Source organism: Neobacillus sp. D3-1R (assembly GCF_052180215.1).
Classification (GTDB): Bacteria; Bacillota; Bacilli; order Bacillales; family Cytobacillaceae; genus Pseudoneobacillus.
On record NZ_CP197471.1, the window covers coordinates 2,200,659 to 2,226,970 of the forward strand.

Sequence of the window (26,312 nt, forward strand, 5' to 3'; positions counted from 1 at the left end):
ATGCGTTTCTTTATCGTGCTACATTGTTTTTATATAGAACAAAATGGAAGTGTATAAACCAATATAAGTAGGATCTTTGCTATATACGGAGGCAGTTAGATGTCATATTTAATACATTTATTTGAACAACACAGTTATCTGATCTTGTTCTTAGGTATTTTTCTTGAACTCATGGCTTTGCCCATTTCTGGTGAATTCTTAATGAGTTACGCTGGGTATTTTGTTTACCAGGGGAAAATGAATTACATTTTGGCACTTCTAACCGTTTTTTTATCAGGGGGTGCTGGAATTACTGTAACCTACTGGATTGGGAAGGCAGGAGGATATAAACTAATTGAAAAATACGGGAAATATATCCACCTAGGACCTGAGAGATATAAAAAAGTCTCTTCTTGGTTTGAACACTCAGGCAGTAAATTATTAGTTTTTGCTTATTTCATTCCGGGAATTAGGCATTTTACCGGTTATGTATCCGGAATATCTAGAATTCCATTTCGAAAATTTATCATTCCTGCTTATGCAGGTGCATTTCTATGGGGCGTTTGTTTTATTACTCTAGGGAAAGTCTTAGGACCTGAATGGAAAGTTTTCCATGAAGCAGCAAGTAAATATTTCGTTATTTTCATTATTGTCATTGTTGTATTGGTAACAGGCTTTTTTGCTTACCGGTTTTTTAAAATTCAAATCGAATACTTTTTTACCAATCTATTGAAACGGTTGATGGAACGTTTAAAAACCATTAGAGCAACGGAATTATTTCTCATTTTCCTTACATTCGTTTTAATCGGAATGGTTAGCTTAATGCTTGGACTTGCTCAAGATTATTTAGATGATGAGTTTAGTAAGTTCAACGAATTGGCTGAATATATGGTAGAATCTGTCGTATATACGGACTGGATGAAAGGGTTTGTTGTATTCCAATCCCCAATTTCATTGGTTTCCATTATAGCCATAACTATGATCTGGATTTGGAGTAATGGACGGAACCGATTCCTAGAATATCTGCTACTCGGCGTTTCCACAGCTGGAGCAAAGCCTTTCCATGATTTAATCAGTAAGACATTTACTTACCTTCAATCATTCGGGTTCTTTGGGAAATTCCACTCAGCGGATTTTCCTGATATGAATGCCTTTATTATGTTCATCATTTACGGGACAAGCTTTTTTTTACTTGTCCGTCACTCGAAAAAGAGCTATACAGCCATATTTACTTCTTTATTGTTTCTGCTTATATTGGCTGGTATAGCCATTGTAAAAATTGAATCAACTAGTACACTTCCAAGTGATATTATGGGCGGATATGTATATGGCGGTGTTTGGATATTCTTTAACTTTTTGTTGTTTGAAATGTTGAGGCTTGTCTTAGAAAAGTATAAAGAGAGGATGGGGGAGTATTGAAAAAACATATTCTTGTAGTGGAGGATGAGATTCAAATTGCTCGTGTGTTAAAAATGGAGCTTGAATATGAAGGGTATCAAGTGACAGTGGAACATGAAGGTAAAAAAGGACTTGAAAGGGCGTTACAATCAGAAATTGATTTGATTATATTGGATGTCATGTTACCTGGTTTAAGTGGAATTGAAGTCTTAAGGCGATTAAGGAAGGAAAACAACGAAACACCTGTTATTCTGTTGACTGCTCGGAATACAACATTCGATAAAGTGTCTGGATTGGATCAAGGGGCCAATGATTATGTGACAAAGCCTTTTGAAATTGAAGAATTATTAGCGCGCATTCGTGTTTGTCTTCGAAAATATTACCATACAGATTCCAAAGAAGATGAAACCCTATTAATAGTTGGGGACTTGGTCATAAACACAGAAACAAGAGAAGTAAAAAGAGGTAGAAAATCCATCACTTTAACACCAAAAGAGTATGATTTTCTCGTTTACTTAGTTATCAATAAAAATAAAGTCGTTACACGCGAGAACATTATTTTGAACGTTTGGGGATATGATTACGAAGGCGAAACGAATGTCATAGATGTTTTTATAAGACATCTAAGAAAAAAGATTGATGAAGAATTCCCTATTCAACTGATTACGACCGTAAGAGGGGTAGGTTTCACCATGAAGGAGAAAACGGATGAAGATTACGACAAAGATTAATCTTTTAACTACCGCATGGATGCTTTGTATCTTAATTATCATTAATTTTGTCGTTTATTTTTTATTTATGCAAACTACCGTAAATATGGAAGAAGATATGCAGTATCAAAAGGCCGGAGATATATTAAAAGATATTGATGGAAAACAAACATCAAATGAAATAGAGGAAACTTTTAGAGATCATTTAACGGAACATTCCTATATTCGAATTATGGGACCTAATGATAAGATGATGTATCAAGTAACGAATGATAAGGTACTTGCTCATAAAATAAAGGGAAATTTCACAATAAAAAAACAAGCTAAGACTCATATCATCTCCACAGAACATGGAGAAGAGCAGATATTGATTGTTCATGTCCCAATGAAAAATGATAACCAAAGTTTAGAAATTGGAGAACGACTCGTAGGTCTAGAAGCAAGGAAAGAAACTCTGAGAGCCATTATGATTATGTGCATAATATTGGCTGCTGTATTATCCTTGCTGGGAGGAAGATGGCTAGCTAGTACCATTATGAGACCGATTTCTAATATGATAAAAACAATGGAGGAAATTGAAACTAGTGGTGTTCCTAAGACCATTCCCATTGAAAATAAAGCCAAAGACGAACTCCAAACAATGGCTCAAACATTTAACCGGATGATTAATAGAATACTGGAAAATCTAACGAAGCAATCACAGTTTGTATCAGATGCCTCACATGAATTAAAGACACCATTAACCGTCATAAAAAGCTATGCAAATCTTTTAAGAAGGCATGGAATAGAAAATAAAGAAATCGCTGAAGAAGCGATTCAGGCCATTCATTCAGAAGCTACTAGAATCCAAAAAATGACTGAGACTTTTCTTGACATAGCTAACCTAGAGAAAGAAAATGTTTTAGAAATGATACAGGTGAATTTGGTCACTTTATGCCAAAATATTTTAAAACAACTCAAAGATGTTTATAAGCGCGAAATCACTTTACAGTATGATCATGATCCAATTATCATTTCTGCGGATGAATTAAAAATAAAACAGGTAATCATTATACTACTTGATAATGCCATTAAATACAGTAATGGCAAAATACAGGTTTTAATCGAACAAACTGACCATCACGCCATTATAAAGCTAAAAGATAAAGGTATCGGAATCCCAGAGGATGAAATTGATCAAATTTTTGAACGCTTTTATCGGGTGGATAAGTCAAGAAGTAGAGAAACTGGGGGCTCTGGTTTAGGACTCCATATTGCCAAGAGTATTATGAAATTGCACAAAGGAGAAATTAAGATTTCCAGTAAGGAAGGGGCAGGAACGGAGGCCGTTTTAATTTTTCATAGATAGTCTAGCAAAACAACATTAATTTTAAAAATAAAAATGGCGTGTAAAACTGTAATCAGTTTGCACGCCATTTTTATTGCCAATTATGTCATTTATTCATAAATGGTGAGGATTTTTTTTATTAATAACTATTTATCTTCTCTTAATATGTACTCATTTCCATCTTGGTCTTTAAAGGTAAACATCGTTCCAAATGGCATGCGAAGCATGTTTTCGACTTCAACACCGTTTTGCTTCATTTTTTCATAAGACGCTTCAACATCTGTTGTGCTGAAAAGAATGGAAGGATGTGCAACCTTAGATGGATTTTGTTTTTCCATGGCAGCTTTAGAATAAAGAACTAAAGTTGTAAATTCGTCTTCACTTGGCCCAACTTCAATCCAAGAAATATTCGGACCCATAGCTTGTTCAAATTTTAAAACAAAGTTCATTTTGTTTAACCAAAAGTCTTTTGCCTCTTGTTGATCATTAACATATACCGTGATTTTCCCAAATTTATTAATCATACGATTGCTCCTTTTTTCCATGAATTTAACCATTTCTAATTTAACAATCGAAAACCTTGAACTCAAGATAGCCAGTTTTAAATATGACCATTTTTTTATATTTAACAAAAATAAATAGAATTTTCCTAATAAACTTGCTAGACTGATAATATAGAGATATTTCGTAAGTAGAAATAAATTCCAAAGTACAGTCAGATTTTAATGAGGAGAAGTGGAAATGATCATACGAAATGCGAACATTCATGATTTAGATGATATTTTTATGATTGAACAAACATGTTTTGCAAAAGATGAAGCAGCAACCAAAGAAGCGCTTGAAAAACGTATTTTAAGAATTCCCGATAGTTTCTTTGTAGCAGAAGAAGAGGGAACAATCATCGGTTTTGTTAATGGTCCAGTAATTAAAGACGCATACATTACAGATGATTTATTCGTAGAAATAGAGCCTAATCCATCGAGCGGTGACCACCAAAGTATCTTAGGGATAGCTGTGTCGCCATTATTTCAAAAAAAAGGCATCGCATCTGCTTTACTTAACCACCTGGAAAGGGAGGCTACTTCCAAAAAACGCAAAACGATCACTCTCACCTGTAAAGAAGGATTAATTCCCTACTATGAAAAACACAACTATGTGAACAAAGGTATTTCAACCTCTATCCTCGGCGGAGTCGTTTGGTATGATATGGTGAAAGAATTACCGAATTCATAAGAATTATGTAGCTGTAAATAAAAAGAGTAGAAGAACCTTTATATAGAGGCTTTTTTCTACTCTTTTTTTTATAAACCTTATAACTGGTTGATAATAACTTGATTTCGGTTGTTAATTTTTCAAAGCGGTTGATAAATTTTCAAATCCGGTTGATCATTTTAGCTTTTATCAAAAAATAGGTAGCTTACGTAATTAGGAGGTCAAAATGGAGAGAACAATTGAAAGTTTACTAAATGAATTAGAGTTATTCGGAATTGAAAATGACAAGGTTGAAACGGAAAGTCGATTTAGAATGAAAAATATCACGAAAGACACTGGTGAATTTCTGTCTATTTTAATAAAGAGCAGTAGGGCTAAAAAGGTTTTAGAAGTAGGAACCTCAAATGGATATTCGACCATTTGGCTAGCCCAAAACTTTATTGGAACCGATGGACATGTCACGACACTTGAATTTGACAACCAAAAAGCCAAAATGGCAGAGGCTAATTTTGCAAAAGCTCACTTAGATGAATATATCACTCTTCATGTCGGAGATGCCGGTGAATTTTTAAAAGAGCAAGATGAAGCAACTTATGATTTTATTTTCCTAGATTCAGATAGAAGTCAGTATATGAATTGGTGGAATGATTTAGATAGAGTCCTAAAACCTCGATCATTAATGGTGATCGATAATGTGATTTCACATCGTACAGAAGTAGAAGACTTTATGAGCGTGATTAACCGTTCCGAAAATTATTCCTCCATGGTCGTTCCCGTCGGAAAAGGACAATTAATGGTTTATAAAAATTAAGATTTGATTTAAAGGACTCACGTTCCGTTATTTTACGAAATGGGTTGTTTTTTAAGGGTTATCGGACTATGGTTCCGTTATTGCACCTAAACTATGTCTTTTTCCATTGAATTATAGTAAATAACGGTATCACAGTCCGATAGACTACGAAAAAACCTCTATTTTACGGAAATAACGGAATCTGTGTCCGATAAAGATAACTAATATATCAAACATCATTAATAACAGGCACTGCTTGTAGAAGCAAACATTCTACTGGCAGTGCCTGTATTTTATACGGAGCCCAAAAAAGGCGATTACTTAATGCTTTTAAGTAATCGCTAGAGGAGATGTCAATATGCCTTGTACTGTATTGTATGTACAAGACAGGTTTGTGCTTGAGAAGTTTGTCTATTTTTATAAAATTAGGTGAAAGTTTAATAGAGCCATCTCATCGGTTGATAAAATCGAAAAAGCGGTTGATAAATTCCCCAATTAAGTTGATACCTTGTATCGCGCGCTTGCGGTCATTTTCACATTAGATTTAGAAGGGACCACCGCTCAAGCATTGTTTATCGCCAGCTCATTTCCAACATCTAGAAACAGCTCGCTCTTTGCCCTGGAATATGGAAATCACCCAGAATATGCTGCCCAAGCCGTTTTAATGTCAACCGTATTTAGCATGATCACAGTAACCATTGTCGTTTATTTATCGAAAATCTTATTTGTATAAAAGTAAAAATAGCAATCTTCTTGATTAGAAGTTTGCTATTTTTTTTAGGGTTATGTGAGAAAGAAAGATTTATTTTAGAATATTGGAATAAAAATTCCAGTAATATGTAAAAAAATTGAAACTTTTTCACTACATATTACGTCTAACTTAATTAGGTAAAAGGAGAAGTCTAATTATTTCGATAAAAGGGGTATTAAATTTTGATTTTATTATTAAAACAGGTAAAAAACCTGCTTATCATGGTGAGTGTCGCACTCATCCTCATCTTTGTGATTCATATTCAAAGAGAGAATTTTTTTCATCTTACTCAGATAAATTTTAAGTCTGTGTTTGAGATGTTTAAATTTACGGTTCTCAACATTTTAACAGGAGAAGGTCTTGGCAGGTCAGTGACAGGGGGACTTATTTCCGATCAGGTGATTCGGTTTACATTAAGGAGTATTAAAATTATTTTACCGGCTTTTTTCTTCAGCATGATCATTGGAATACTACTCGGGCTCTTTGCCTATAGAAATCAATCTAATCTATTTGGAAAATTGATTAAGAATTTTAATCTTATTTTTAGCTCATTGCCGGACTTTTTTGCCTTTATTCTTATTCAATATGGCCTATTATTAGCCATACGAATTGGCTTTCCTCAACTAGATTTGTATGGTCATGAACATTGGTACAATACTATACTGCCGATTATTACCCTAAGCTTATATCCGATTCTCTATATGTATCGAATTACCTTTTCTAAATTAGAAGCGGAGGCAGTAAAAGATTACGTTGTAACGGTTAAATCCAAAGGGAAGTCAGAAACGTATATTATTTTTGTCCACTTGCTATGGAATATTTGGGGTACTATTTTTACCAATACGAAAACGGTTATGTTGTATTTACTGACAAGCCTACCGATTATTGAACTTCTTGCCTTTTATCCAGGAATGGGTTATCAATTATTAAAAGCAATACAAAATCAAGATATCATGCTCTCGATTGGGTTATTATTTCCTTTTCTGATTATGATGTGGATTACCTTATTTATTAGTGATTTAGCCTCCCATTTGCTGGTGCCTTTTGTCGTCGGGGAAAACAAATCGATGAAACCACAGAGAATAGGAAAGCTGAAAAAGCCTCTCGTATCACTTGTCACTTTTTTATGGAATGTCGTTCTGTTTATCAGACAGTACCCACTTTTTGTGGTTAGTTCCTTACTAGTTTTCTTCCTATTATATTTTTCCTTTATTGGACCGAACATGGACTTTGTAGACAAAGATTTAAAAGAATTCATGTACAAAAAATTAGAGAATGGAAAAATCATGGTACCACCCTTACCACCATCACATGAATATTGGTTCGGTACCGACCGAAATGGAAAAGATCTTTTTAGTTTACTAGTATTAGGTGCAAAAGCGACACTTTTAATGGTCTGTATTATTACGGTTGTTCGATTCCTAATGGCGATACCACTCGGTTATTTAGCATCAAGAAAGATTGGTCCGTTTTCAGCTATTTTAAAAATGCTGCAAATGGTATTTTCTTTTTTTCCTATCTTGTTTTTAGTCATGATTATTATGATCATCCCTTATTTTATGAATACAGATGCACGACCTTATTGGATGATTTTCTTAATAGCGATTGTCGAAGTAGGGAGATTAGGTAATATTTATAAAGAAGAATTTGAAAGAATTGGTGAGCAAGAATATGTCTTAGCTGGAATCACCACGGGGACAAAGGGTTTGAAGCTATTTACCAATTATTATTTCCCGCAGATGCGTCAGCAAACAGTTGTTTATTTTACAACAGAATTAGGAAGAACACTGTTTTTACTAGCCCAATTAGGGTTTGTTTCCGTCTTTTTATCACATGATTATGTGCAAAATGATGAAGGACAGTGGTCCTATCAAAATACATATCTATCATGGCCGATATACTTATCGAACGCTATTAAAGATATTCGCCAAGCCATTTGGATACCGTTTTTCACTTCACTTTGTATCGCCTTTACGATTATCTCGTTTACCATCTTAGGAGAAGGATTCAGAACCTTATTTTCGAAAAAGAGAACGCGAGCAGATAGAGAGAAAGTTGAGAGATGGGCAGACCATTTCATTGAAGGATTGAAAGAGATCTCACCACAAAAATTATTTCTTTCTACAGGAATTGCCGTTGTTCTTTTAACAGCTAGTGGCGTCTTTTTGGTACAAAAAGGATATCTATTTGGAAATAAAGATGCTGCCAGTGGAAGTATAGCAGTGAGCGAAGAGCAACTGATTGAAAATATTAGTGCTTTTTCGAAGCTTTATGGCTATGTTCGCTATTTTCACCCGAGTGTCGAAGCATCTTATCTTGGTTGGAATCGGTTTGCCATTTATGGGGTCGATCAAGTGAAAAACGCGAAAGACGAAAAGGAATTAAAGAAAAAACTAGAGGAACTATTTTTTCCAATCGCTCCAACCATGAAGTTGTATACAAGAGACGAAAAAATTAACGAACCATTTAAGGATTTAAAACTAGATGACCCAACTTTGAGATTAGTCACGTGGCAGCATCAAGGGCTTGGCCCGGATTTTGATCCAACTAAATTTTTCGATAAGGATGCAATTAAAACACCTGAAGAAGAATTATTTAAAAGTCAGCTCGTTTATTCGAATTTAGATCAAACCCAAACAACAGACCTATTATTTGAAACCTTACCAAAACCAAAAGAATATATTGATGAACTAATAAGTGAGAATATCAGAGCCGTTATTCCGCAAATTCTTTACAGTGATAAAGATAATGTGACTCTAGGTTTTACAGAGGATTCAAGACAAAAGTTCACCATCTTAATCGAAAAACTAAAAACGATCGATTTAAAAACTGTTGATTTTGATGATGAAGAGGTAAGATTAGCCGATACCATCATTGCCTGGAATCAAATCCAACATTTCTATCCTTACTTTGACAAAGATAGAGAACCATGGGTGGAAGAATTGCCTCTTGCTTTAGAAACAGCTTTAAAAACTAAAAATAAAGATGAGTTTTTACCAGTGATCAATCAACTGCTCATTCCGATGAATGACGGTCAAACCCGCATTTGGAGTGAAGAGGATGAAGGTGGAGGCAGACTCGTTCGTTTACCATTTTTGGCGGAATATATAAAAGGGGACGTGGTTGTTACCGCTGCTGACCCAGAATCAGAATTCCAAAAAGGAGATATCATTTTAGAAAAAGACGGTATCAACGCCTTAGATGCTGTAAAAAAAGAAGGGAGTGTCCTTTCAGGTACGACACAATGGAAGGTTCATAGAGCTCTTGAATTATTCACAACAGGAACTAGAGGCGATCAAGTGATATTTAAGGTAAAGCGCAATGGCTTAAAGAAACGGATTACCTTATTTAATACAAAAACCTATCAACTTGATGAATTTGGAAGAACAGAGGAAGCTGTAAAAGAGCTGAAAATAGGAATCTATTATGTGAACTTAAATCAAACCAAAATGGAAAACATCGTTCCATTTCTTCCAAAGCTCGCTCAGGCAAAAGGAGTCATTTTTGATTTAAGAGGGAAACCAGATTTATCTACGAGGGAATTACTGCAGCATTACTTATCAGAGCCTACAGAAGCATCAAGATTTAAAGTGGCACAAGTGATTTATCCAAATTTCCAATACGTTCCTAGCTATGATGAAACAGTGGGGCAACAATGGTTGTTAAACCCAGCTACACCAAAATTCAAAGGGAAAGCCGTATTCTTATCTTACTCTGGTTCAATTGCTGATGCAGAATCTTACCTTGAATTTGTATCTGCTAACCAATTAGGAGAGATAGTTGGGCAAACAACTGCAGGAACGAATGGATGGATTCACACCACAAAACTTCCTGGGGAACTAACCTTTAATTGGACCAATATGAAAGTCACGCATGGGGATGGAACTGTATCACATGCCCAAGGGATTAATCCTACTATCGCTGTAGAAAGAACGATAGAAGGGATAGCAGATGGAAAAGATGAGGCATTAGAAAAAGCAGTGAAAATTCTAGAGAATTGATCATGTAAATTTCTACGTGTCGACTCAATGCATAAATTTTAAAAAACGTTAACGAACTGGCGATTCCTATTCCATATAGGAATCGTTTTTTTATGTACTATAAAGGAAAGGGAATCAAGTTAAACATATTATCTAATTTGATTTTTTTGAGATTGATACTCAAAGATGAGTTTGTCCAATTTTTGACTGTACCTTAATGTCTCTTGATTTGTTAATCCACATTGACATCCAATTCTTATCATCTTATTTCGTAATAGTTTAATTTTTAACTCTATATTCGGAGTCATTGTTTTACTGTTCATACACAGACACTCCTTTTTAATAGATATACCCAGCTATTTTAATATGATAACAATGGAAAGAACGATTCATACGAATTTTTTATGTGACAAATAGCCACAAAAAACCTAATGGCCTATATTAAAGCGGGGATCGACCATTATGTTGATAATTACTACTTTTATCAATGTTATGGAGACTTTTAAACTCGAAAATTTTAGAGCATTTTACTAATATTCTAGAAGGCTAGAGGTTATTTGACCAAGGAAGAAATGTAGTGTTTTCTTCCCTCGAGGGGCTAGTTAGGAAGAAATGAATTGCTTTCTTCCATGCTGGAGCTAAACCATTTTCGAAGTCTCAAAAATCTGCTTTCATACCTAATAAAAAGAAAAAGGACAACGTCATAAAACGTTGTCCTTTTCTTCTTATTTTAGAACGTCATGATCAACGTAACGCTCACCATTTAATTCACTAATGATGTTAATTGCTACTGCTGCGCCGTGTCCAGCTGTAATGATTGTGTGAACACTCACACCAGCTACAGTACCAGCTGCCCAGATACCTTTAACATTCGTACGTCCATCTTTATCTACTTCAATATTTGATTTGATTCTTGGCTCTGTACCCGGAACAAGGTTTAAACCAACTTTTTCAGCAAGGTCTGTTAAGGCACCTGTAGCAATTAGAACATGCTTAGCTTGAAACTCTTGGCCTTCGGTTTTCACAACAAATCCTTCGCCTTCTGGAGTTATATCTACAACCGCATCTGTCACAAATTCTGCTCCAAATTTAGTGGCTTGATTTCTTCCTGTTTCAAGTAGGGCAGGGCCCGTTGTTTCAGCTACACCATAGTGGTTTTCAATCCAAGCTCTAGCTGTCATACTTTTTCCGCTATCAAATACCAATGTTTTCTTGCCCGCTTTAGCAGCAAAGATAGCCGCACTTACACCAGCAGGGCCGCCTCCGATAATTGCAATTTCATACATAGGAAAAATACCTCCAATTAAAATTTATATAATATATAAATAGAGAGGCGTAATCCTTCTATTTATAGTATTATCCTTAAATCATATTCTTGTACCTACTAAACAACAAAAAGGAATTACATTAAGTTTTGAACATTGGAATTCATTTTTGAAAGAACTTTTTCCATTACCACTAGTTCTTCTTTGCTGATTCCATGACAAATAATATCATTGAACTCTTCTGCTATCGGAATGACCTTTTCGCCAAGTTCTTTTCCAGCTTTCGTTAAGTAAAGTCGAACAGCGCGGCGGTCCTCATCACAATTGACACGCTTAATAAAACCTTTATTTTCGAGATTGGAAGCCATTCTCGCAATATTGGTTTTATCTTTGTTCAAACTTTCCACTAGTTGATTTTGGGTTAATCCATCTTTTTCCCAAAGTAACATCATGATTAAATTTTGCTCGGGTGCAAGGTTAAAAGGATCCAATTTAGATTTAATGAAACTAGTAAGCATTAAATCGGTTTTATGTAATTTAATACTAATATATTCCGTTAAGGTTAATTTCAAAAAGATCGCCTCACGATGAGCAAATTTAGTTGCTATACATACTATTTGTAAAATAAGTATAGAAAAATGAAAAGGTTATGTCAATTTACAAGCATAGGAACAATTGGCTACTCTGCACTCAACTACATCAAAAGTCGTAGACCATACTCATCAATTATGACGAATACAGCCGAAAGGAATTATGCTACATTGAATGTATCATTTATGCTCAATTAGTTGCTACAACAACTATATTCAGATAATCTAGAACTATAAAAAAACGGAAGAGTTGAAAACGATATTAAACCATTTAAAGGAGGGGTAACATGGGAATCGTAGTGGTTGAGATCTGTGATGGAAGTTTGATTAATGAAATAAATATTGAAAAAACCTTAGAACAAGACTATTCTGAAGTGGCAGTAATCGAGAGCAGTTGCTTATCCTTTTGTGGAATGTGTGCGAAAAAACCGTATGCGATTGTGAATGGAAAACGTATTTTTGCTTCTACAGCGGAAGAATGTCTTGATAAAATAAAAGTGCAAATTGAAGAGGAATTGGCCTTTTACGCTTAACTAGTTTATCAAATGAAATGGAGCTTAAGATGAATGAACCTATTCGATTTATTTAAAAATTGCTTATCGCTTCCAAAACGTGAAGCTGTTTTACGACTAAATAAAGTAGAAATGAAAACTACTTTTTATTATTTTTTTCTATTGATGCTTGTTTGGATATTCCCCATGGAGTTAAAGTTATTTTTTGAAAATAAGAGTGATTCGGTTTCGCCAGTACTCATTTTATATCCTTTTTTTATGATGTTTTATGCCTTGATTGGAATCTCTCTTTTCACTTTACTAGGTTGGGGGCTAAGTAAACTCTTTCAAAGAAAATTAAGATTTCCTTTGCTTTGGAAAATGACGACCTTTTCGTTAACCATACCCATTATTTTTTGGACGATAAGCAATCTTATGATCGAAAATAACAAAATAGTGAATGTAATCGTAATCGTGATGATTCTTTTTTATATGGTAAAAATGATTCTCGTTTACCCTAAACGAAAAATAAGTTAGGAGTGTTTCAAATTGCATACAGAATTTAAAAGAAGTATTAAGGACCATTGGTATGTGAAATATGAAGAAACAGCTTTTCCTTCGATACAAAAGGGATGGGTCCTACCGGTCGGAAGCTGGGCAGATTTTGACCCGTTTATTTTAATGGCCGAAGATTGGTTTAAACGGGGCACGTTTTCAGACCATCCTCACAGAGGTTTTCAAACCATAACGTATGTTGTAGACGGTAGACTTGAACATATAGATAATGCTGGTGGAAGGGATATTCTTGAACCCGGTGATGTCCAATATATGAATGCGGGATGGGCGGCTAGACACGCCGAAGAAGGGGTTGGTGATGACATTGCCCATACACTGCAGTTATGGTTAAACCTTCCAAAACATTTAAAGCATACAGAAACTTCTTATCAAAATATTTATTCTGAGGATGCACCTGTTGTAGAGTTTGAAGGTGGCTCTGTAAAGGTTTTTTCTGGGGAAATCGCAGACGTTAAAGGTCCAATGGATGCAAAAGTTCCGATCACATTATCTGAAATATCATTATCAAAAGGGACAACCTATATCCATCGTTTACCAGAAAACCATAATGCCTTCTTATATGTCTTATCAGGAGATATGGATTTTGGTGAAAATAAAGTCAATCTAAAAAAACATGGAGTTGCCACGTTAACCTATAACGAAGTTGGTTCTGAACAAGAACTAACTGAATTCGTTATCGAGGCAAAAAGTAGAAGATGTAAAGTACTTATTTATTCTGGTGTACCAATTAATGAGGATATTGTTCCTTATGGACCCTTTGTCATGAATACAATGGAAGAAATTAAAGAAGCTTATCGAGATTTTCATAACGGAAAATTCGGTCCACCTGCAAAGTAATAAGGGAATAAAACCTCCCTTTTGAGGAGAAACATTGTAAATAGAATAGTAAACAGCACCCTGATTCGGGTGGACTTGACAATAGATATTGTCATCCGCTTGATTCTAGTGCTGTTTTAGCTGTTAATGTGTCCAAACTAACGTAAGCTGTGTCCTAAAAATAAGAAAAAACATTTATCGGACCTAGAATCCGTTATTTATAAAAAAATAGATGTTTTCACACCCTTATAGGACACACGTTCCGCTATCGAGGTAATAGGTGCCTTTTTTGTGCGTTGATAAACCAATAGCGTACCCTGTGTCCGATAACACCTCCAAAATAGCGTAATTGACACAAATAACGTACGCTGTGTCCGATAAAAATAAGAGAAAACATTTATCAGACCTACAATCCGCTATTTATAGATTCTCACTCGCATCAGTCCAACTTTCCCTATCAATCTATGATTATTACCTTGAATCGATCCTCTTTTCTCCTCGTAAATGGAACTCCATAAACTCCAGTTATACTTTTGTAACCGATTCTTGGAAAATTCGTCTATGTTAGTAAAAATTGAATGTGGGGGAAACAGATGAAATTACATCATTTTTTATTTAAAATAGAAACACTTCTTACAAGTGGAATCCTCATAGCTGTGATATTGGCATCGGTCTGGTTAATTTTCAAATCTTATAATAAAAAGAATGGAAAATAAATAGTCTGATTATTCTTCTTCCAATATTTCTATTGACTGCCATATATTAACACAACCATAATGTAATAGTATGAGGTTCAACATTTCATTTTTTTAGTCAGAAGAGGTTAAATATGGAAAATAATAATAGCATAGATGAATTAAAGATAAAGAATAAACAACCAGTAAAAAATCCTGTAAAGAATACTATATTTGGATGTTCGACTCTCATACTACTAGTGATAGTAGGTTTAAGTTTATTAGCATTCTTTTTTGTGGGTCCACCATTAATAAAGGAACACTTTTTTAAAACAGATGATGCAATCGGATTTTCAACTCAATATAGTGTTTCCATATTAGTTATGATATTTATTACCCTTTGGACCTTTGCTTGCATGTATTGGGTGAACGGTGCCAAACGATTTCTTTTATTTATGATTGTTCCATTTTTAGCGTTTGTACTATTATTTTTTAATTATGACATGATTACCTACAAAGGTGTAGAGACCAATCCTTACTTTCAGGTTAGTCCTTCTGTTATCAAGTGGGAAGATATGCAGGAAGTAGCATTTATGCCAAGTAAACACGTCAGTAGAAGGGAGACATCCTTTGAAATTAAATTAGTTTATCTTTACAAAAATAAGTCTCATTGGATTGATAACATTAATTTAGATGAACTAAAGCAACTAAAGAAGCAGTTAAGTCAACAAGGAGATGTCCCTGTGTTTATTTATCCCATAGAGGATGAAGATATGGCTAGGTTAAATAAACTCAAAAGGGAAAACAAGGATTATTATAAAGAAGTTCTAGAATTTTTTGAAATAAAAAATATAAAAAAAGATAAAAGGGAACACATATTGGTCAATGAACGTTTTTATTAATATATGTGATTTCAAAAGGGAGGAATTTATGGATAAGGTTTTACATGAGATAGCGAGTTTGATAAAAAAGAATGACAATAGAATGACCATTGGTATTTCAGGTCATGGTGCGTCTGGAAAGACAACATTTGCTCAAAATCTATTGAAAATATTGGGGCAAGACGATGTGAATTATATTAATACAGATACTTATATCATCGGTTCCCATCTTAGAAAGTTCACTCTGATCAACTATGAATATCAGAATGAACTTCATGAGGATAAAATGACAGCGTGTCATCCATCTGCCCATCATACATATGCTTTAGAAAGAGATATTCATATGCTAAAAAAAGGTTTAGATATTTATACAATAGGATCGAATTATACAGAGAGTAGATTCATTTCCGCGCAAAATAAAGTGAATATCGTAGAGGGCATGACGGTTACCTTTACAAACCCTAATTTGTACGATCTTAAAATTTACTTTTATACCGATGGCGAAACCGAGTTCATGAGAAGAAGTATACGTGATGTATCTGAGAGAGGAACAGATATCAATTATTTAAAAAAATCACATGAAGAACGCAGAATTCAATACCAATTATTTATGCATCCCTACCATCAAAACTTTGACATCATTATCAAAAATTCCGATGAAGAGTATTGGATTGAAAAAGGACTTTCAATAACATCGAGCAATTACTAACCTCATATCTTTAACGAGCGGCATTGATCCCAGAAGGATTAATGCCGTTTTTGTTGAATTATTATTTTGCAAAGAATTCCTACTTTCAGAGTTGGATAGAAAGTAAAGATTTATATGGATACCAGTGATAGTTTTTTAAAAAAATAACTTGAAAAGAGGTTTGAAAATGAGTAAAAAAATTCACAGTTCATTAAAAGTATTATTAGTTTCAAACTTAGAAAAATCTATGAAATTTTATAATGATGTAATGGGTTGCGAGGTTACAGAATGGTGGGCGATTCGTGATGGATTTTCAGGTTTAGGCATCAAGCTGATTCAAGCTGAAACAAAAGAAAAAGTACGACCTAATGGTATAATGACGGAAAATCAAAAACCTGTACCCGATATTTATTGTTATGTTGAAAATTGGAATGCACTGGATGAACTTTATGAGGAATTCAAAAATAAGGGTGCAAAAGTCGTGATTGAACCTTGGGTTGACCAAGCAGGCGGTCCTTGGAAAGAGTTTGCTGTTGTAGACCCTGACGAATATTGTATGGCATTCGGTGGTACAAACGAGAAAAACGAGTAATTCAAAATAAAGAATGAAATAAACCAAAAATGAAAGAGCATTTCTTACTAAAGAGATGCTCTTTTTTGATTTTAAAGGCTTAAATTAGATGATTTCCTTCATCAATTAATAAATTTAGGAAATAAGTCAAAAAATAACTATTAAATAAAGGAATTGTTAAAAAGTAATATGGAAGAAAATATCCTGTTTGATACATAACCAAAACCATTAGGAGGGTAAAAAATGAAATGGAAAGGAAGAAGGCAAAGTTCAAACGTGGAAGATCGTAGAGGAATGCGTGTTGGCGGCAAAACAATGGTTGGAGGAGGGATTGGGGGAATCATCATCGTACTCCTCTTTACCCTACTTGGAGGTAACCCGGATGATTTAGCAGGTAACCCTCCACCACCTAACGAATCAAATGTTCCTATGAATGTGTCACCTCAAGAAGAGGAACTCGCAAACTTTGTTTCAGTCGTCCTTGCTGATACGGAAGATGTATGGACTGAACAATTTGAGAAAAGAGGATTGACTTACGAAGAGCCGAAGCTTGTTTTATATAGAGATGTAGTCCAATCTGCATGCGGAAACACCAGTTCTGCTGTAGGACCATTCTACTGTCCGGGTGATCACAAGCTTTATATTGATTTAAGTTTTTACGAGGAACTTAAACAAAGGTTCCAGGCACCTGGTGATTTTGCGATGGCGTATGTGATTGCCCATGAAGTTGGCCATCACGTCCAGACCCTTCTAAATACAGGAGGAGAAGCATCACCGAAACAAAAACGTACGAATGATTATTCAGTCCGATTTGAATTACAAGCAGATTACTTGGCAGGTGTTTGGGCACATTACGCCCAAGGAAATGGTTACCTTGAAAAAGGAGACCTTGAAGAAGCGCTAAATGCAGCACATGCAGTCGGGGATGATAATATCCAGAAAAAAGCACAAGGCTATGTGGTACCGGATAGCTTTACACACGGTACTTCCGAACAAAGGGAGCGATGGTTTTATAAGGGATTTCAAAACGGTAGCATTGAGGGTGGAGATACCTTTCATGCAGAAACACTATAAATGAGTTGAACTCATGGTAAAGAGGAGGGATAAGCATGGAATCCAATCATCATACTAAATTAACTTCTGCTGAAATATCAAGCCTTTGGACATCTTACCAAGCCAGCACCATGGTTATTTGTGGTGTGAAGTATTTTTTAGCAACTGTCGATGATGATAACATACACAAACTTTTACAGTACGCTTTAGACTTTACTCAAAAACGAATTCAGACCATCACACAAATTTTGAAAAAAGAAAATTACCCAATACCAGTAGGTTTTACCGATCAAGATGTGGATACAAAAGCACCCCGACTTTACTCGGATTCGATCATCCTATGGTATATGATGAATATGGGAAGATTTAGCCTTACAGGGGAAAGCCTATTTTATTCGTTCTCGGCTAGAGATGACATTGCTCACTTTTATCTTGAATGTTTGGATCAATCCAAAAAACTGGCAGATGAAGGTAGAAAACTAGCTATTGAGAAAGGAATTTTTATTCGTGCACCTTATTTACCAATCCCAGATCAGGTAGATTTCGTAAAGAAACAAAGTTTTTTAAATGGATGGCTTGGTGATCGAAGACCTCTTTTAGGAATCGAAATCGCTAACCTGGTTTATAATGCAGAAAGAAATTCTTTAGGAGCAGCTTTGATTGCAGGTTTCAGCCAAGTTGCTAAATCAAAAGAGGTTCGTCAATATATGGTACGCGGAAGGGAAATTTCAGGTAAACATTTTGAAGTATTTAGCAAAGTTTTATACAAAGAAAATTTATCGACAACGAAGAATATTACTTCCGAGGTGTCCGAATCTACAGTTTCCCCGTTCTCTGATAAATTGATGATGTTTCATATTGCAGGGCTAGTTGCTTCTGGGATTGGACAATATGGAACAGCCATTTCAACAAGTCCAAGACGAGATTTAGGTGTCATGTATACTCGTTTAATGGTGGAGATTGCGAAATACGCGGAAGATGGAGCCAAAATTTTAATTAACAACGGTTGGATGGAGCAACCTCCAATGGCAGCTGATCGTGATGAGTTAGCAAAATGAAAATGGTAAGCCTCATGAAGAAACAATTCGGAAAAGCCCAACTTCTCTATTTTAACAAGCAGAGAAGTTGGGCTTTTTCATAATGAAAATCCCTTAAAGTTGTAAATCGACATGTTTCTTACATAACCCCGTCTATAATTTAAAAGTAACTTTTAAAAAAATCAATCGTCTATTAGAAAGAAACCAATTTTGGGGGGAGTAAAATGTCAGATAAGCTACTATCTTTAGAGAAAAGATTAGAAGAATCGTTAATTTTATATGAACAAACAGGGAAATATGATATGGCCTTAGAGCAATATAAACAAGTTGAAACAGACGTATGTAAAATGATTGAACATAAGATGGTCCCAACTAACGAAGCTTATAAACTGTTAGCCCAATGTTACCTGCGTCAAGCAGGAATGCTGCGTCAGTTAGGAAGGATAGAAGAAGCAAATGTAATCAATAAAAAAGAAATAGAAAGTGCTAGACTTTCTGACAGTACTATAGCCTATGCTCAGAGTTTATTTTCAACGGGTATTAACCTTCTATCCAACAGGCAGATGGAAGAAGGATTGAGTTTATTAAACGAAGCCAAAAAATCATTTGAAGATGGAGATACCTATGACCATAAGCAGGGAGTAGGCTGGTATTGGATTATTTTAGCGGATTTAGGAAACAAAGGTCTAATAAAAGTTGATCCTGATGAGATTATTAAATATGCCAATCATGCCATAGAAATTCTTACACCCATTCAAAATCTTCCAGGTATTTCAAGAGCTAACGAAGCAAGCTCAATTGCCTATAAAAATAAGGAAGATGATGAGAAGACACGGGAGGAATTTAAAAAATTCATACAGGATTAATGGTGCTAATCTCCTGTATACATACAGAAGAATCCTTCTTGAATTCAAAAGGATTCTTCTACGTACATTCCCTTTACAAGTGCATACGATATTTCTATAAAATGTGAAGGGATTGAAAATCATGTATTATGTTCCTAACCAACATCTACAACATGTTCATACGCCACCATACAACTATGGTAAACCATTTCCACCTAACCATCCTTTTAGTACCGTACATTTGACCAAAGCGGATGCGATGGCATCAAAAAAAGATTCTCGATATAATAATGGGCAATTCCACAATCCAAATAGATATCCTTCGACAACAAATTCAACTCCCATTAAAACTAGTTTTACAAAGGAAGAAGCAGCTGCCATTGCTTTATTATTAGGAATTGATTTTAATACGAGTAAATTTAATTTAAATGAGTTTTGGATGGGTGTTAACACAGAACTTGAACATGGAATGAGGTCTAATCAGACCAACGTTACTAACGATAATCCCATTACTACTGGAAAAATTGCATTGGCTCATCTCAATGAGTTTCCGGATTATTATAGAAGGTTAAAGGTATTGGAGGAAGAAGCAAAAGCCTATTGGAATAAGTAAAAATATGAATACAAAATTTGATAGGAACTTTTAAACGCATGGATAATATCCATGCGTTTTGCTTTACTTCTCACTTTAGCCGATTTGGAGTACGTTATATTTTAAAAATACGTTAGGTTATCTACTGTTTGAACCCTTTTCAAAGTAGAGAAACAAATTAGTGATCCATTTTGAAACAAAACCTCCTAATAAGTACCAAAAAAAGAGGTGTAAATAGGTTGTCCCATTGGATAATTGAAACAAATGTAAATAAGACATAAAGGGTTTAAATAAAAAGGAAAATATTGCAGCCGCAATAAATATGGCTATATAATAATTCTTCTTATGGTTTATGGTCCATTGGTAAGTTAGCATATAAACAACTGGTATTAATGATGTATCAAGTCCAAAGTTCATAGGTAAAAAAGGAATAACTTGATAGGGATATTCCCAGTTTCCAAATCGGGTAGAATAGGAATCAACATAGGTAGAGAAGACGTGAACACTAAATCCATAAAAACCAAGATGAAATGCCCTTTTTCGATTAAGTTTTAGAAAAAGTACGACTAAAGGTATAACTAAAAGTGCCACATTAACCCAGAATTGCCATGTATCTAAATTAGAATACTTCTGCCAATAATCTATCCATTCTTCCCCTAAATCCTTTGATGTTTCTTCTAAATCATGTAGTTTTTTTAATTGGTCATCATTCATAACATTACCCCAATAAATTTATTGTTTACATCTTAAATTTGCTAATCAAATAAGTAGAATCATACTAGATCTTTCTAAAAAGAGAAAAGGCAATGTTCACTTCCTTTTTATTCTAACCATATTTTTTCCAATTTTTCATTTAATAATCTTCAGCATAGAGGAGTAACAATGAAAATTTCATTTGATTTTTTCCACATAACTTTCAGCAAACTCTCAGATTTCCTTCAATCTGATTTCAGCTTCAAGGCGCAAAATACAATGGAAGACATGAGTTCCAATGTCGAGAGACGTATTAAAAAAATATATCTGAGGCAGCTAATCGTAGATTGGATTGGAGGAAATAGCTTGAAAAAGAACTATCTGAAAATTGTACTTGATTTATTAATGGCCATTACCTTTGTGTTGTTAATGGAGCCAAAAGTTTTAAACGGATTACCATTTCATGAAATCGCTGGCTTGGTCATTGGACTGGCCATTCTGATACACATTGGATTAAACTACCGTTGGGTAATCACGACTACTAAAAAAATATTTGATCCCCAACTTGCTAAAAAAACTCGAATTAGTTTACTTTTAAACATACTTTTATTACTCTCAATGGCAACGGTGATTATTACTGGAATTTTCATTTCAAAAGTCCTATTCCCAAACCTTGCCTTTACAGGAGGACATGAAATTCGAGAAATTCATGGATTATCAGCTGACGCCACACTCGCCATAGTCGGCCTTCATATTGGATTACATTGGCAGTGGATTCTAACCATTTGTACAAAGGTATTTAAAACGAAGGATGGAAAACTAAGAAAGGGTATGATTGTTGCGGTGATTGTATCACTTGCTATATTAACTACCGGAATCCAATGGTACTCTACAACAAGTGCATCCAACATTAGTGATTTTAAAAAAGAGGGCGAAAAAAATCCATTTTTCGATGGTAAAGAGAGTCATAATTTATATACACAGTCAGATGATTTTCATGAAGGACCACCTAAGGGTGAATTTCATAGAAGAGAAGGACATGGCGGAAACCATAACCCATTCCTTGTCATCCTGACTTACTTTGCTATCTGGGGAGCCATCATCGTTCCTACTTATTATCTTGAAAAACGAAAATTAATGAAAAAATGATTGAACAGAGACATTCATCCGCAAACGTCATAATCGTCATTTTCTAAAAAATATTTCTTGATGGTCGCTATAAATAATTTATGGCGACCATTTTTGGTTTATAAGGCTTCATTAGAATGTACCTTACCTTATTCTCATTCCTTTATATACCCACTTATATCAGCAATTTCCTGAAAATGATAGGAACCATTTTTTCTTACATTACATATAATTACCAAGAGAATAGAAACGTATAATATAAACCACATGGAGGGATAAGCTTATGGCTATGTATTTTAGCCATTTTGTTCAAAATGGATTCCTTCAGAATATCTGTGTCATTTTAAATGGCCTTATTATTAGTGCACTTTGTTATAAGCATTTTTATATAAAAAAATAAGAGTTACAGGATTGGATCGTCAAAGACGGTCTTTTTTTTATTTTAAGATGAACAAAATTTCACCTTTTTATGAATTCACCGAATATTTTCATTGGGATATATAGGTATGTGGGTAAAAATAGAGGATTGGAAAAAAATAAAAAAGAAATTATGTTCATTTACTTATTAACAAATGTTCGAAAAATATGTTATTATTATCCCGAGATAACATTATCAAAAATGGAAGCGTTAACTAAGTCAAATGTAAATCTGATTTTATTTCCTGAACAGAAAAGTAAATCATTATTTTAATAAACCAATAGTTGACGAATAGGATTGATTTCAAATCCTATACACGTTTTATTTTTGATTGTTCGTCTAAACGTAAGAAATACTAAATAAAAAGAGTCATTCTAAAACAGGAATCAATATTTCGGAGGTAACATCATGTCTATCTTAATTGGAATCATAGGAATTCTTGCCCTTATAGGAATTGCTTGGTTAATGTCTAATGATAAGAAAAATATTAACTACCGCGCTATCGCGATTATGCTGGTGGTACAGTTGTTTATTGCTTGGTTTATGCTAAATACATCCATAGGTAAAAAGGTTTTACAAAAAATCGTTGATGTTTTTAACAAGGTTCTTTCATTTGGTAATGAAGGTATTTCCTTTGTATTCGGTGATTTGTCCACAAAAGGCTATTTTTTCATCAATGTTTTAATGATGATTATTTTCGTGTCTGCACTACTTTCCATTTTAACGTATACAAAGATATTACCTTTAGCGATAAAATACATTGGTGGTGCTGTAGCTAAAGTTACTGGTCTACCAAAGATTGAATCTTTTGTAGCGGTGAACTCAATGGTTTTTGGTGATACTACCGCGATTCTTTCTGTTAAAACTCAGTTACACAAACTTTCTCCAAATCGTTTGTTTATTGTGGTTACCTCATCTCTAGTGGCTGTTTCTTGTTCGATCTTAGGTGCCTACATGCAGATGATACCAGCTGAGTATGTATTAGTTGCTTTACCAATCAACGTTTTTTCCGGATTAATTTTATCGTCAATGGTATGTCCCGTAACAAAAGAAGAGGACGAAGATATTGATATCGAGGAAATGATTCCTGAAAAATCTTTATTTGAAGCTATTGGTAACGGAGCTATAATCGGCGGAAAAACAGCATTAATTGTAGGAGCAATGTTAATTACTTATATTGCATTGCTTGCCATGGTTAACTTCATTTTAAACAAAATAGTAGGTTTGACGTTCCAAGAAATCGTTGGATACGTGTTTGCACCAGTAGCATTTATCATGGGAATTCCTACCTCTGAAATCGTAAAAGCCGGCTCGGTAATGGGAACAAAAGTGGCAGCAAACGAATTTGTGGCGATGCTTGATTTCATGAAAATGATCCCTAAATTAGATCCTAAAACGGTTGGGATTATCTCAGCATTCTTAGTATCATTTGCGAATTTCTCTTCAATTGGAATTATCCTAGGAACGGTACAAGCTATCAATAATGAAAAAGCAAGTCAGTTAGCTAAAGTTGGATTAAAGGTTCTATTAGTAGCGACAATGGGTTCGGTCCTAACTGGAACAATTGTAGGATTATTCTTATAACCTCCTCCTATGGAAAAGTCCGAATACGTCAGGAAATGACGTATTCGGACTTTTTTTATTATAAAGGAGGGCATTTGATTAAAAATTTAAAGAGGGTTATTCCAATATTTATCGAATTTATCATGGAAATAAATTTTTTATTTTGGAGTAATTATGAACACACAAGGTTGTTTTACCATTGTCTTAAATGAAGACCATCAATTGTTATTAGTGAAAAGGACTGATTATCCACTTTGGGATTTACCGGGTGGTAGACTAGAACAAGAAGAGTCCTTAGAACAATGTGCAATTAGAGAGACAAGATAGGAAACCGGGTTTCAAGTTAAGATTATTAAAAAGGTAGGAGAATATCATCGCCCACAATATAACGATACCCAGCATCTATTCGCAGCTAAAATTGTTGGTGGTAAACCTATAAAGTGCGGGACTGAAACATCCAATTTAGCTTGGTTCCATCCAGAAAAAGTTCCGTTTTTATTAATACCAAATAGAAAACTTCAAATTAAAGATTTTTTAACGAATCAGTCCAATATCAAAAGGAATGTAAAAGAGTCGTATATTATTTGGTTGTTAAGGAAATGGATTTAGAGTGATAAAAATTGCTCTAGCAGGTCAATCATTTAAACAAAAGATATGTTTACTTAAACTATGGATGTCGAGTTCTAAACTAACATAAAGGAGAAAGGTCATTGATTAATAAAATAGGGCAAATTATGGTATATGTGTCTAACCAAGATGAAGCAGTTAAGTTTTGGACAGAAAAAGTAGGATTTACAGTCATTTCAGAAGAGAATAACGGCGAAGGAATGCGATGGATCGAGATAGCTCCAACAAAGGAAGTTGAAACGAGTATAATACTACACAACAAGGAATTCATTGCGAAGATGGAGCCTGAATTAAATCTTGGGACACCTTCTTTATTATTTTTTACAAACGAACTCGATCCATTATATACCAACTTAAAAAATAATCATGTAACTGTAGGAGAAATTGTTAATATGCCTTCCGGAAGGGTATTTAATTTTGCAGACAGTGAAAATAATTATTTTGCCGTTATGGAAAAAAGGAATTAAATCCCATACCTCTCAAAAAACCGTTTTCGATTTAGAGACGGTTTTTTTATTTCCTTTGCTACAGTTATTGAAATTGACATCCAAAGAACGGTTTTTTTTCTAAATTTTGGATACGATAAAAAAGGTATAAAAAAAAGGTAGAGGTGAAATCTTTTTATGGCATCAAAGAGGCACAAATTATTTAACTTATCTATTATCGTTATTCCATGGTTATCGTTGTTATTTATCGGGAAGCGCAGTATAAAACGCTTTTCACTAACAGGCGTGTTTATTGTCATTTTTGAAATCATAAACCATCTCTATGGACACAAAAAAAAATGGTGGAAATTTTATGACAAGCGTAAATCCTTTATTAAGGACGAACTTCCTTTTAGTATAGGGCCATATATGCCACTTTCCATGTGGCTACTTAAATTGTCATACGGAAACTTTAAAAAATTTATATTATTGAATGTGATTTCAGATGGGCTTTTTGCGTTTTTCTTTATGGATGTTTTGAAAAGGTTAAAAATTATTCGCCTCAATCGGTTAAGTCATTTTCAATTTTTTATTTACCTCCACTATAAAGCCTATATTTTATATGGAGTACAGTTTTTAATCGAAAAAATGAAAAGATCATATTATTGATTAATAAGGAAATAATAATATAAATTAGAAGGCAATTAAAATAGAAAGGAGCAATGTAATATGAATGATATTACAGTATATACAACCAATACTTGACCCTATTGCACAATGATGAAACAATTCCTTGAGGGTCAAGGATTAACTTATAAAGAAGTAAATGTTCAGGAGGATCAAGCAGCTGCTCAAAAGCTAGTGCAAGAAACCGGACAGATGGGTGTACCCCAGACAAAGGTAAATGGCCATTGGGTACTAGGTTTTGATCCTGAAACGTTAATGCAATATGTAAAATAAGGTAAAAAAGCGAAAAGGGAAATACTTGCTGCTTGTAGAAAAGTCTAGAGTATATAGACGAGACTACAGGCTTTCTTTTTATACTCACATATAGATTCATAACTATGAGTAAACAAGTCGTGTTACGTGTAAATTTAGAGGATACCTCTTATACTAGAAAAGAATAATGAATTGGGGGGAACAATCATGCATATTGAAATGTGGACTGATTACGCTTGACCATTTTGCTATATTGGCAAAAGGCGTCTGGAGGATGCCATTAAACAGATAAA

27 protein-coding genes and 1 pseudogene are annotated in these 26,312 nt (G+C 34.3%); 23 read left to right on the forward strand and 5 right to left on the reverse strand.

Annotated elements, in window-relative coordinates; translation table 11 throughout:
* The first annotated feature begins 99 nt into the window (after positions 1–99).
* From ACSBPO_RS11305 to ACSBPO_RS11315, 3 genes are read left to right on the forward strand one after another with little or no spacing between them, the layout of a single operon-like run.
* Positions 100–1,398 carry a VTT domain-containing protein gene (locus tag ACSBPO_RS11305; protein ID WP_442600148.1) on the forward strand — a complete coding sequence of 433 codons (1,299 nt, stop codon included), beginning with the start codon at positions 100–102 and terminating at the stop codon, positions 1,396–1,398.
* Positions 1,395–2,108 (forward strand): response regulator transcription factor, encoded by a 714-nt coding sequence (locus tag ACSBPO_RS11310; protein ID WP_442600149.1) that lies wholly within the window; start codon positions 1,395–1,397, stop codon positions 2,106–2,108. Before ACSBPO_RS11305 ends, ACSBPO_RS11310 begins: the two co-directional genes overlap by 4 nt.
* A complete protein-coding gene (locus ACSBPO_RS11315) occupies positions 2,086–3,435 on the forward strand; it encodes a sensor histidine kinase (RefSeq protein ID WP_442600150.1) in 1,350 nt (449 codons plus the stop codon). The genes ACSBPO_RS11310 and ACSBPO_RS11315 overlap by 23 nt, the downstream gene beginning before the upstream one ends.
* 125 nt (positions 3,436–3,560) lie before the next feature.
* Here ACSBPO_RS11315 and ACSBPO_RS11320 read toward each other — a convergent pair whose 3' ends face one another.
* A complete protein-coding gene (locus tag ACSBPO_RS11320; protein WP_442600151.1) occupies positions 3,561–3,938 on the reverse strand; it encodes a VOC family protein in 378 nt (125 codons plus the stop codon).
* 217 nt (positions 3,939–4,155) lie between these two features.
* Here ACSBPO_RS11320 and ACSBPO_RS11325 point away from each other — a divergent pair, with 217 nt between their 5' ends.
* From ACSBPO_RS11325 to ACSBPO_RS11340, 4 genes and pseudogenes are all read left to right on the forward strand, one after another.
* On the forward strand, positions 4,156–4,647 hold the full coding sequence (locus ACSBPO_RS11325) for a GNAT family N-acetyltransferase (protein WP_442600152.1): 492 nt from the start codon (positions 4,156–4,158) through the stop codon (positions 4,645–4,647).
* Between the two features lie 205 nt (positions 4,648–4,852).
* Complete coding sequence (locus ACSBPO_RS11330; protein ID WP_442600153.1) at positions 4,853–5,437, forward strand: O-methyltransferase; 585 nt, start codon at positions 4,853–4,855, stop codon at positions 5,435–5,437.
* A gap of 496 nt (positions 5,438–5,933) precedes the next feature.
* Positions 5,934–6,149, forward strand: a pseudogene (locus ACSBPO_RS11335) (AEC family transporter); the annotation flags it as partial.
* Between the two features lie 200 nt (positions 6,150–6,349).
* Positions 6,350–10,168 (forward strand): ABC transporter permease subunit, encoded by a 3,819-nt coding sequence (locus ACSBPO_RS11340; RefSeq protein WP_442600154.1) that lies wholly within the window; start codon positions 6,350–6,352, stop codon positions 10,166–10,168.
* Positions 10,169–10,296: 128 nt separating this feature from the next.
* Here ACSBPO_RS11340 and ACSBPO_RS11345 read toward each other — a convergent pair whose 3' ends face one another.
* From ACSBPO_RS11345 to ACSBPO_RS11355, 3 genes are all read right to left on the reverse strand, one after another.
* Positions 10,297–10,470 (reverse strand): aspartyl-phosphate phosphatase Spo0E family protein, encoded by a 174-nt coding sequence (locus tag ACSBPO_RS11345; RefSeq protein ID WP_442600155.1) that lies wholly within the window; start codon positions 10,468–10,470, stop codon positions 10,297–10,299.
* A 402-nt stretch (positions 10,471–10,872) separates the two neighbouring features.
* The gene (locus tag ACSBPO_RS11350; protein WP_442600156.1) at positions 10,873–11,433 is read right to left on the reverse strand and encodes an FAD-dependent oxidoreductase; all 561 of its coding nucleotides are present in this window, start codon (positions 11,431–11,433) and stop codon (positions 10,873–10,875) included.
* A gap of 116 nt (positions 11,434–11,549) precedes the next feature.
* On the reverse strand, positions 11,550–11,984 hold the full coding sequence (locus ACSBPO_RS11355; protein WP_442600157.1) for a MarR family winged helix-turn-helix transcriptional regulator: 435 nt from the start codon (positions 11,982–11,984) through the stop codon (positions 11,550–11,552).
* Positions 11,985–12,289: 305 nt separating this feature from the next.
* On the opposite strand from ACSBPO_RS11355, the gene ACSBPO_RS11360 reads away from it, so the two are divergent.
* From ACSBPO_RS11360 to ACSBPO_RS11405, 10 genes are all read left to right on the forward strand, one after another.
* Positions 12,290–12,535 (forward strand): DUF1450 domain-containing protein, encoded by a 246-nt coding sequence (locus ACSBPO_RS11360; protein ID WP_442600158.1) that lies wholly within the window; start codon positions 12,290–12,292, stop codon positions 12,533–12,535.
* A gap of 33 nt (positions 12,536–12,568) precedes the next feature.
* On the forward strand, positions 12,569–13,030 hold the full coding sequence (locus tag ACSBPO_RS11365; protein ID WP_442600159.1) for a DUF1189 family protein: 462 nt from the start codon (positions 12,569–12,571) through the stop codon (positions 13,028–13,030).
* 12 nt (positions 13,031–13,042) lie between these two features.
* On the forward strand, positions 13,043–13,906 hold the full coding sequence (locus tag ACSBPO_RS11370) for a pirin family protein (protein WP_442600160.1): 864 nt from the start codon (positions 13,043–13,045) through the stop codon (positions 13,904–13,906).
* A gap of 808 nt (positions 13,907–14,714) precedes the next feature.
* On the forward strand, positions 14,715–15,461 hold the full coding sequence (locus tag ACSBPO_RS11375; RefSeq protein WP_442600161.1) for a hypothetical protein: 747 nt from the start codon (positions 14,715–14,717) through the stop codon (positions 15,459–15,461).
* A gap of 28 nt (positions 15,462–15,489) precedes the next feature.
* Positions 15,490–16,149 carry a uridine kinase family protein gene (locus ACSBPO_RS11380; RefSeq protein WP_442600162.1) on the forward strand — a complete coding sequence of 220 codons (660 nt, stop codon included), beginning with the start codon at positions 15,490–15,492 and terminating at the stop codon, positions 16,147–16,149.
* A 166-nt stretch (positions 16,150–16,315) separates the two neighbouring features.
* Complete coding sequence (locus tag ACSBPO_RS11385) at positions 16,316–16,720, forward strand: VOC family protein (protein WP_442600163.1); 405 nt, start codon at positions 16,316–16,318, stop codon at positions 16,718–16,720.
* A 222-nt stretch (positions 16,721–16,942) separates the two neighbouring features.
* Positions 16,943–17,773 (forward strand): KPN_02809 family neutral zinc metallopeptidase, encoded by an 831-nt coding sequence (gene ypfJ, locus ACSBPO_RS11390; protein WP_442600164.1) that lies wholly within the window; start codon positions 16,943–16,945, stop codon positions 17,771–17,773.
* A 35-nt stretch (positions 17,774–17,808) separates the two neighbouring features.
* A complete protein-coding gene (locus ACSBPO_RS11395; protein ID WP_442600165.1) occupies positions 17,809–18,810 on the forward strand; it encodes a DUF3231 family protein in 1,002 nt (333 codons plus the stop codon).
* A gap of 203 nt (positions 18,811–19,013) precedes the next feature.
* Complete coding sequence (locus ACSBPO_RS11400) at positions 19,014–19,655, forward strand: hypothetical protein (RefSeq protein ID WP_442600166.1); 642 nt, start codon at positions 19,014–19,016, stop codon at positions 19,653–19,655.
* 121 nt (positions 19,656–19,776) lie between these two features.
* Positions 19,777–20,247 (forward strand): DUF5661 family protein, encoded by a 471-nt coding sequence (locus tag ACSBPO_RS11405; RefSeq protein WP_442600167.1) that lies wholly within the window; start codon positions 19,777–19,779, stop codon positions 20,245–20,247.
* 117 nt (positions 20,248–20,364) lie between these two features.
* On the opposite strand, the gene ACSBPO_RS11410 is transcribed toward ACSBPO_RS11405, so the two are convergent.
* On the reverse strand, positions 20,365–20,940 hold the full coding sequence (locus ACSBPO_RS11410; RefSeq protein WP_442600168.1) for a CBO0543 family protein: 576 nt from the start codon (positions 20,938–20,940) through the stop codon (positions 20,365–20,367).
* A gap of 345 nt (positions 20,941–21,285) precedes the next feature.
* On the opposite strand from ACSBPO_RS11410, the gene ACSBPO_RS11415 reads away from it, so the two are divergent.
* From ACSBPO_RS11415 to ACSBPO_RS11440, 6 genes are all read left to right on the forward strand, one after another.
* Positions 21,286–22,068 carry a DUF4405 domain-containing protein gene (locus ACSBPO_RS11415; RefSeq protein ID WP_442600351.1) on the forward strand — a complete coding sequence of 261 codons (783 nt, stop codon included), beginning with the start codon at positions 21,286–21,288 and terminating at the stop codon, positions 22,066–22,068.
* 805 nt (positions 22,069–22,873) lie between these two features.
* The gene (locus ACSBPO_RS11420) at positions 22,874–24,049 is read left to right on the forward strand and encodes a NupC/NupG family nucleoside CNT transporter (RefSeq protein WP_442600169.1); all 1,176 of its coding nucleotides are present in this window, start codon (positions 22,874–22,876) and stop codon (positions 24,047–24,049) included.
* Between the two features lie 153 nt (positions 24,050–24,202).
* A complete protein-coding gene (locus ACSBPO_RS11425; protein ID WP_442600170.1) occupies positions 24,203–24,355 on the forward strand; it encodes an NUDIX hydrolase in 153 nt (50 codons plus the stop codon).
* A gap of 383 nt (positions 24,356–24,738) precedes the next feature.
* Positions 24,739–25,122 (forward strand): VOC family protein, encoded by a 384-nt coding sequence (locus ACSBPO_RS11430; protein WP_442600171.1) that lies wholly within the window; start codon positions 24,739–24,741, stop codon positions 25,120–25,122.
* A 156-nt stretch (positions 25,123–25,278) separates the two neighbouring features.
* A complete protein-coding gene (locus ACSBPO_RS11435) occupies positions 25,279–25,749 on the forward strand; it encodes a hypothetical protein (protein WP_442600172.1) in 471 nt (156 codons plus the stop codon).
* A 60-nt stretch (positions 25,750–25,809) separates the two neighbouring features.
* The gene (locus tag ACSBPO_RS11440; protein ID WP_442600173.1) at positions 25,810–26,040 is read left to right on the forward strand and encodes a glutaredoxin family protein; all 231 of its coding nucleotides are present in this window, start codon (positions 25,810–25,812) and stop codon (positions 26,038–26,040) included.
* Positions 26,041–26,312: the final 272 nt, after the last annotated feature.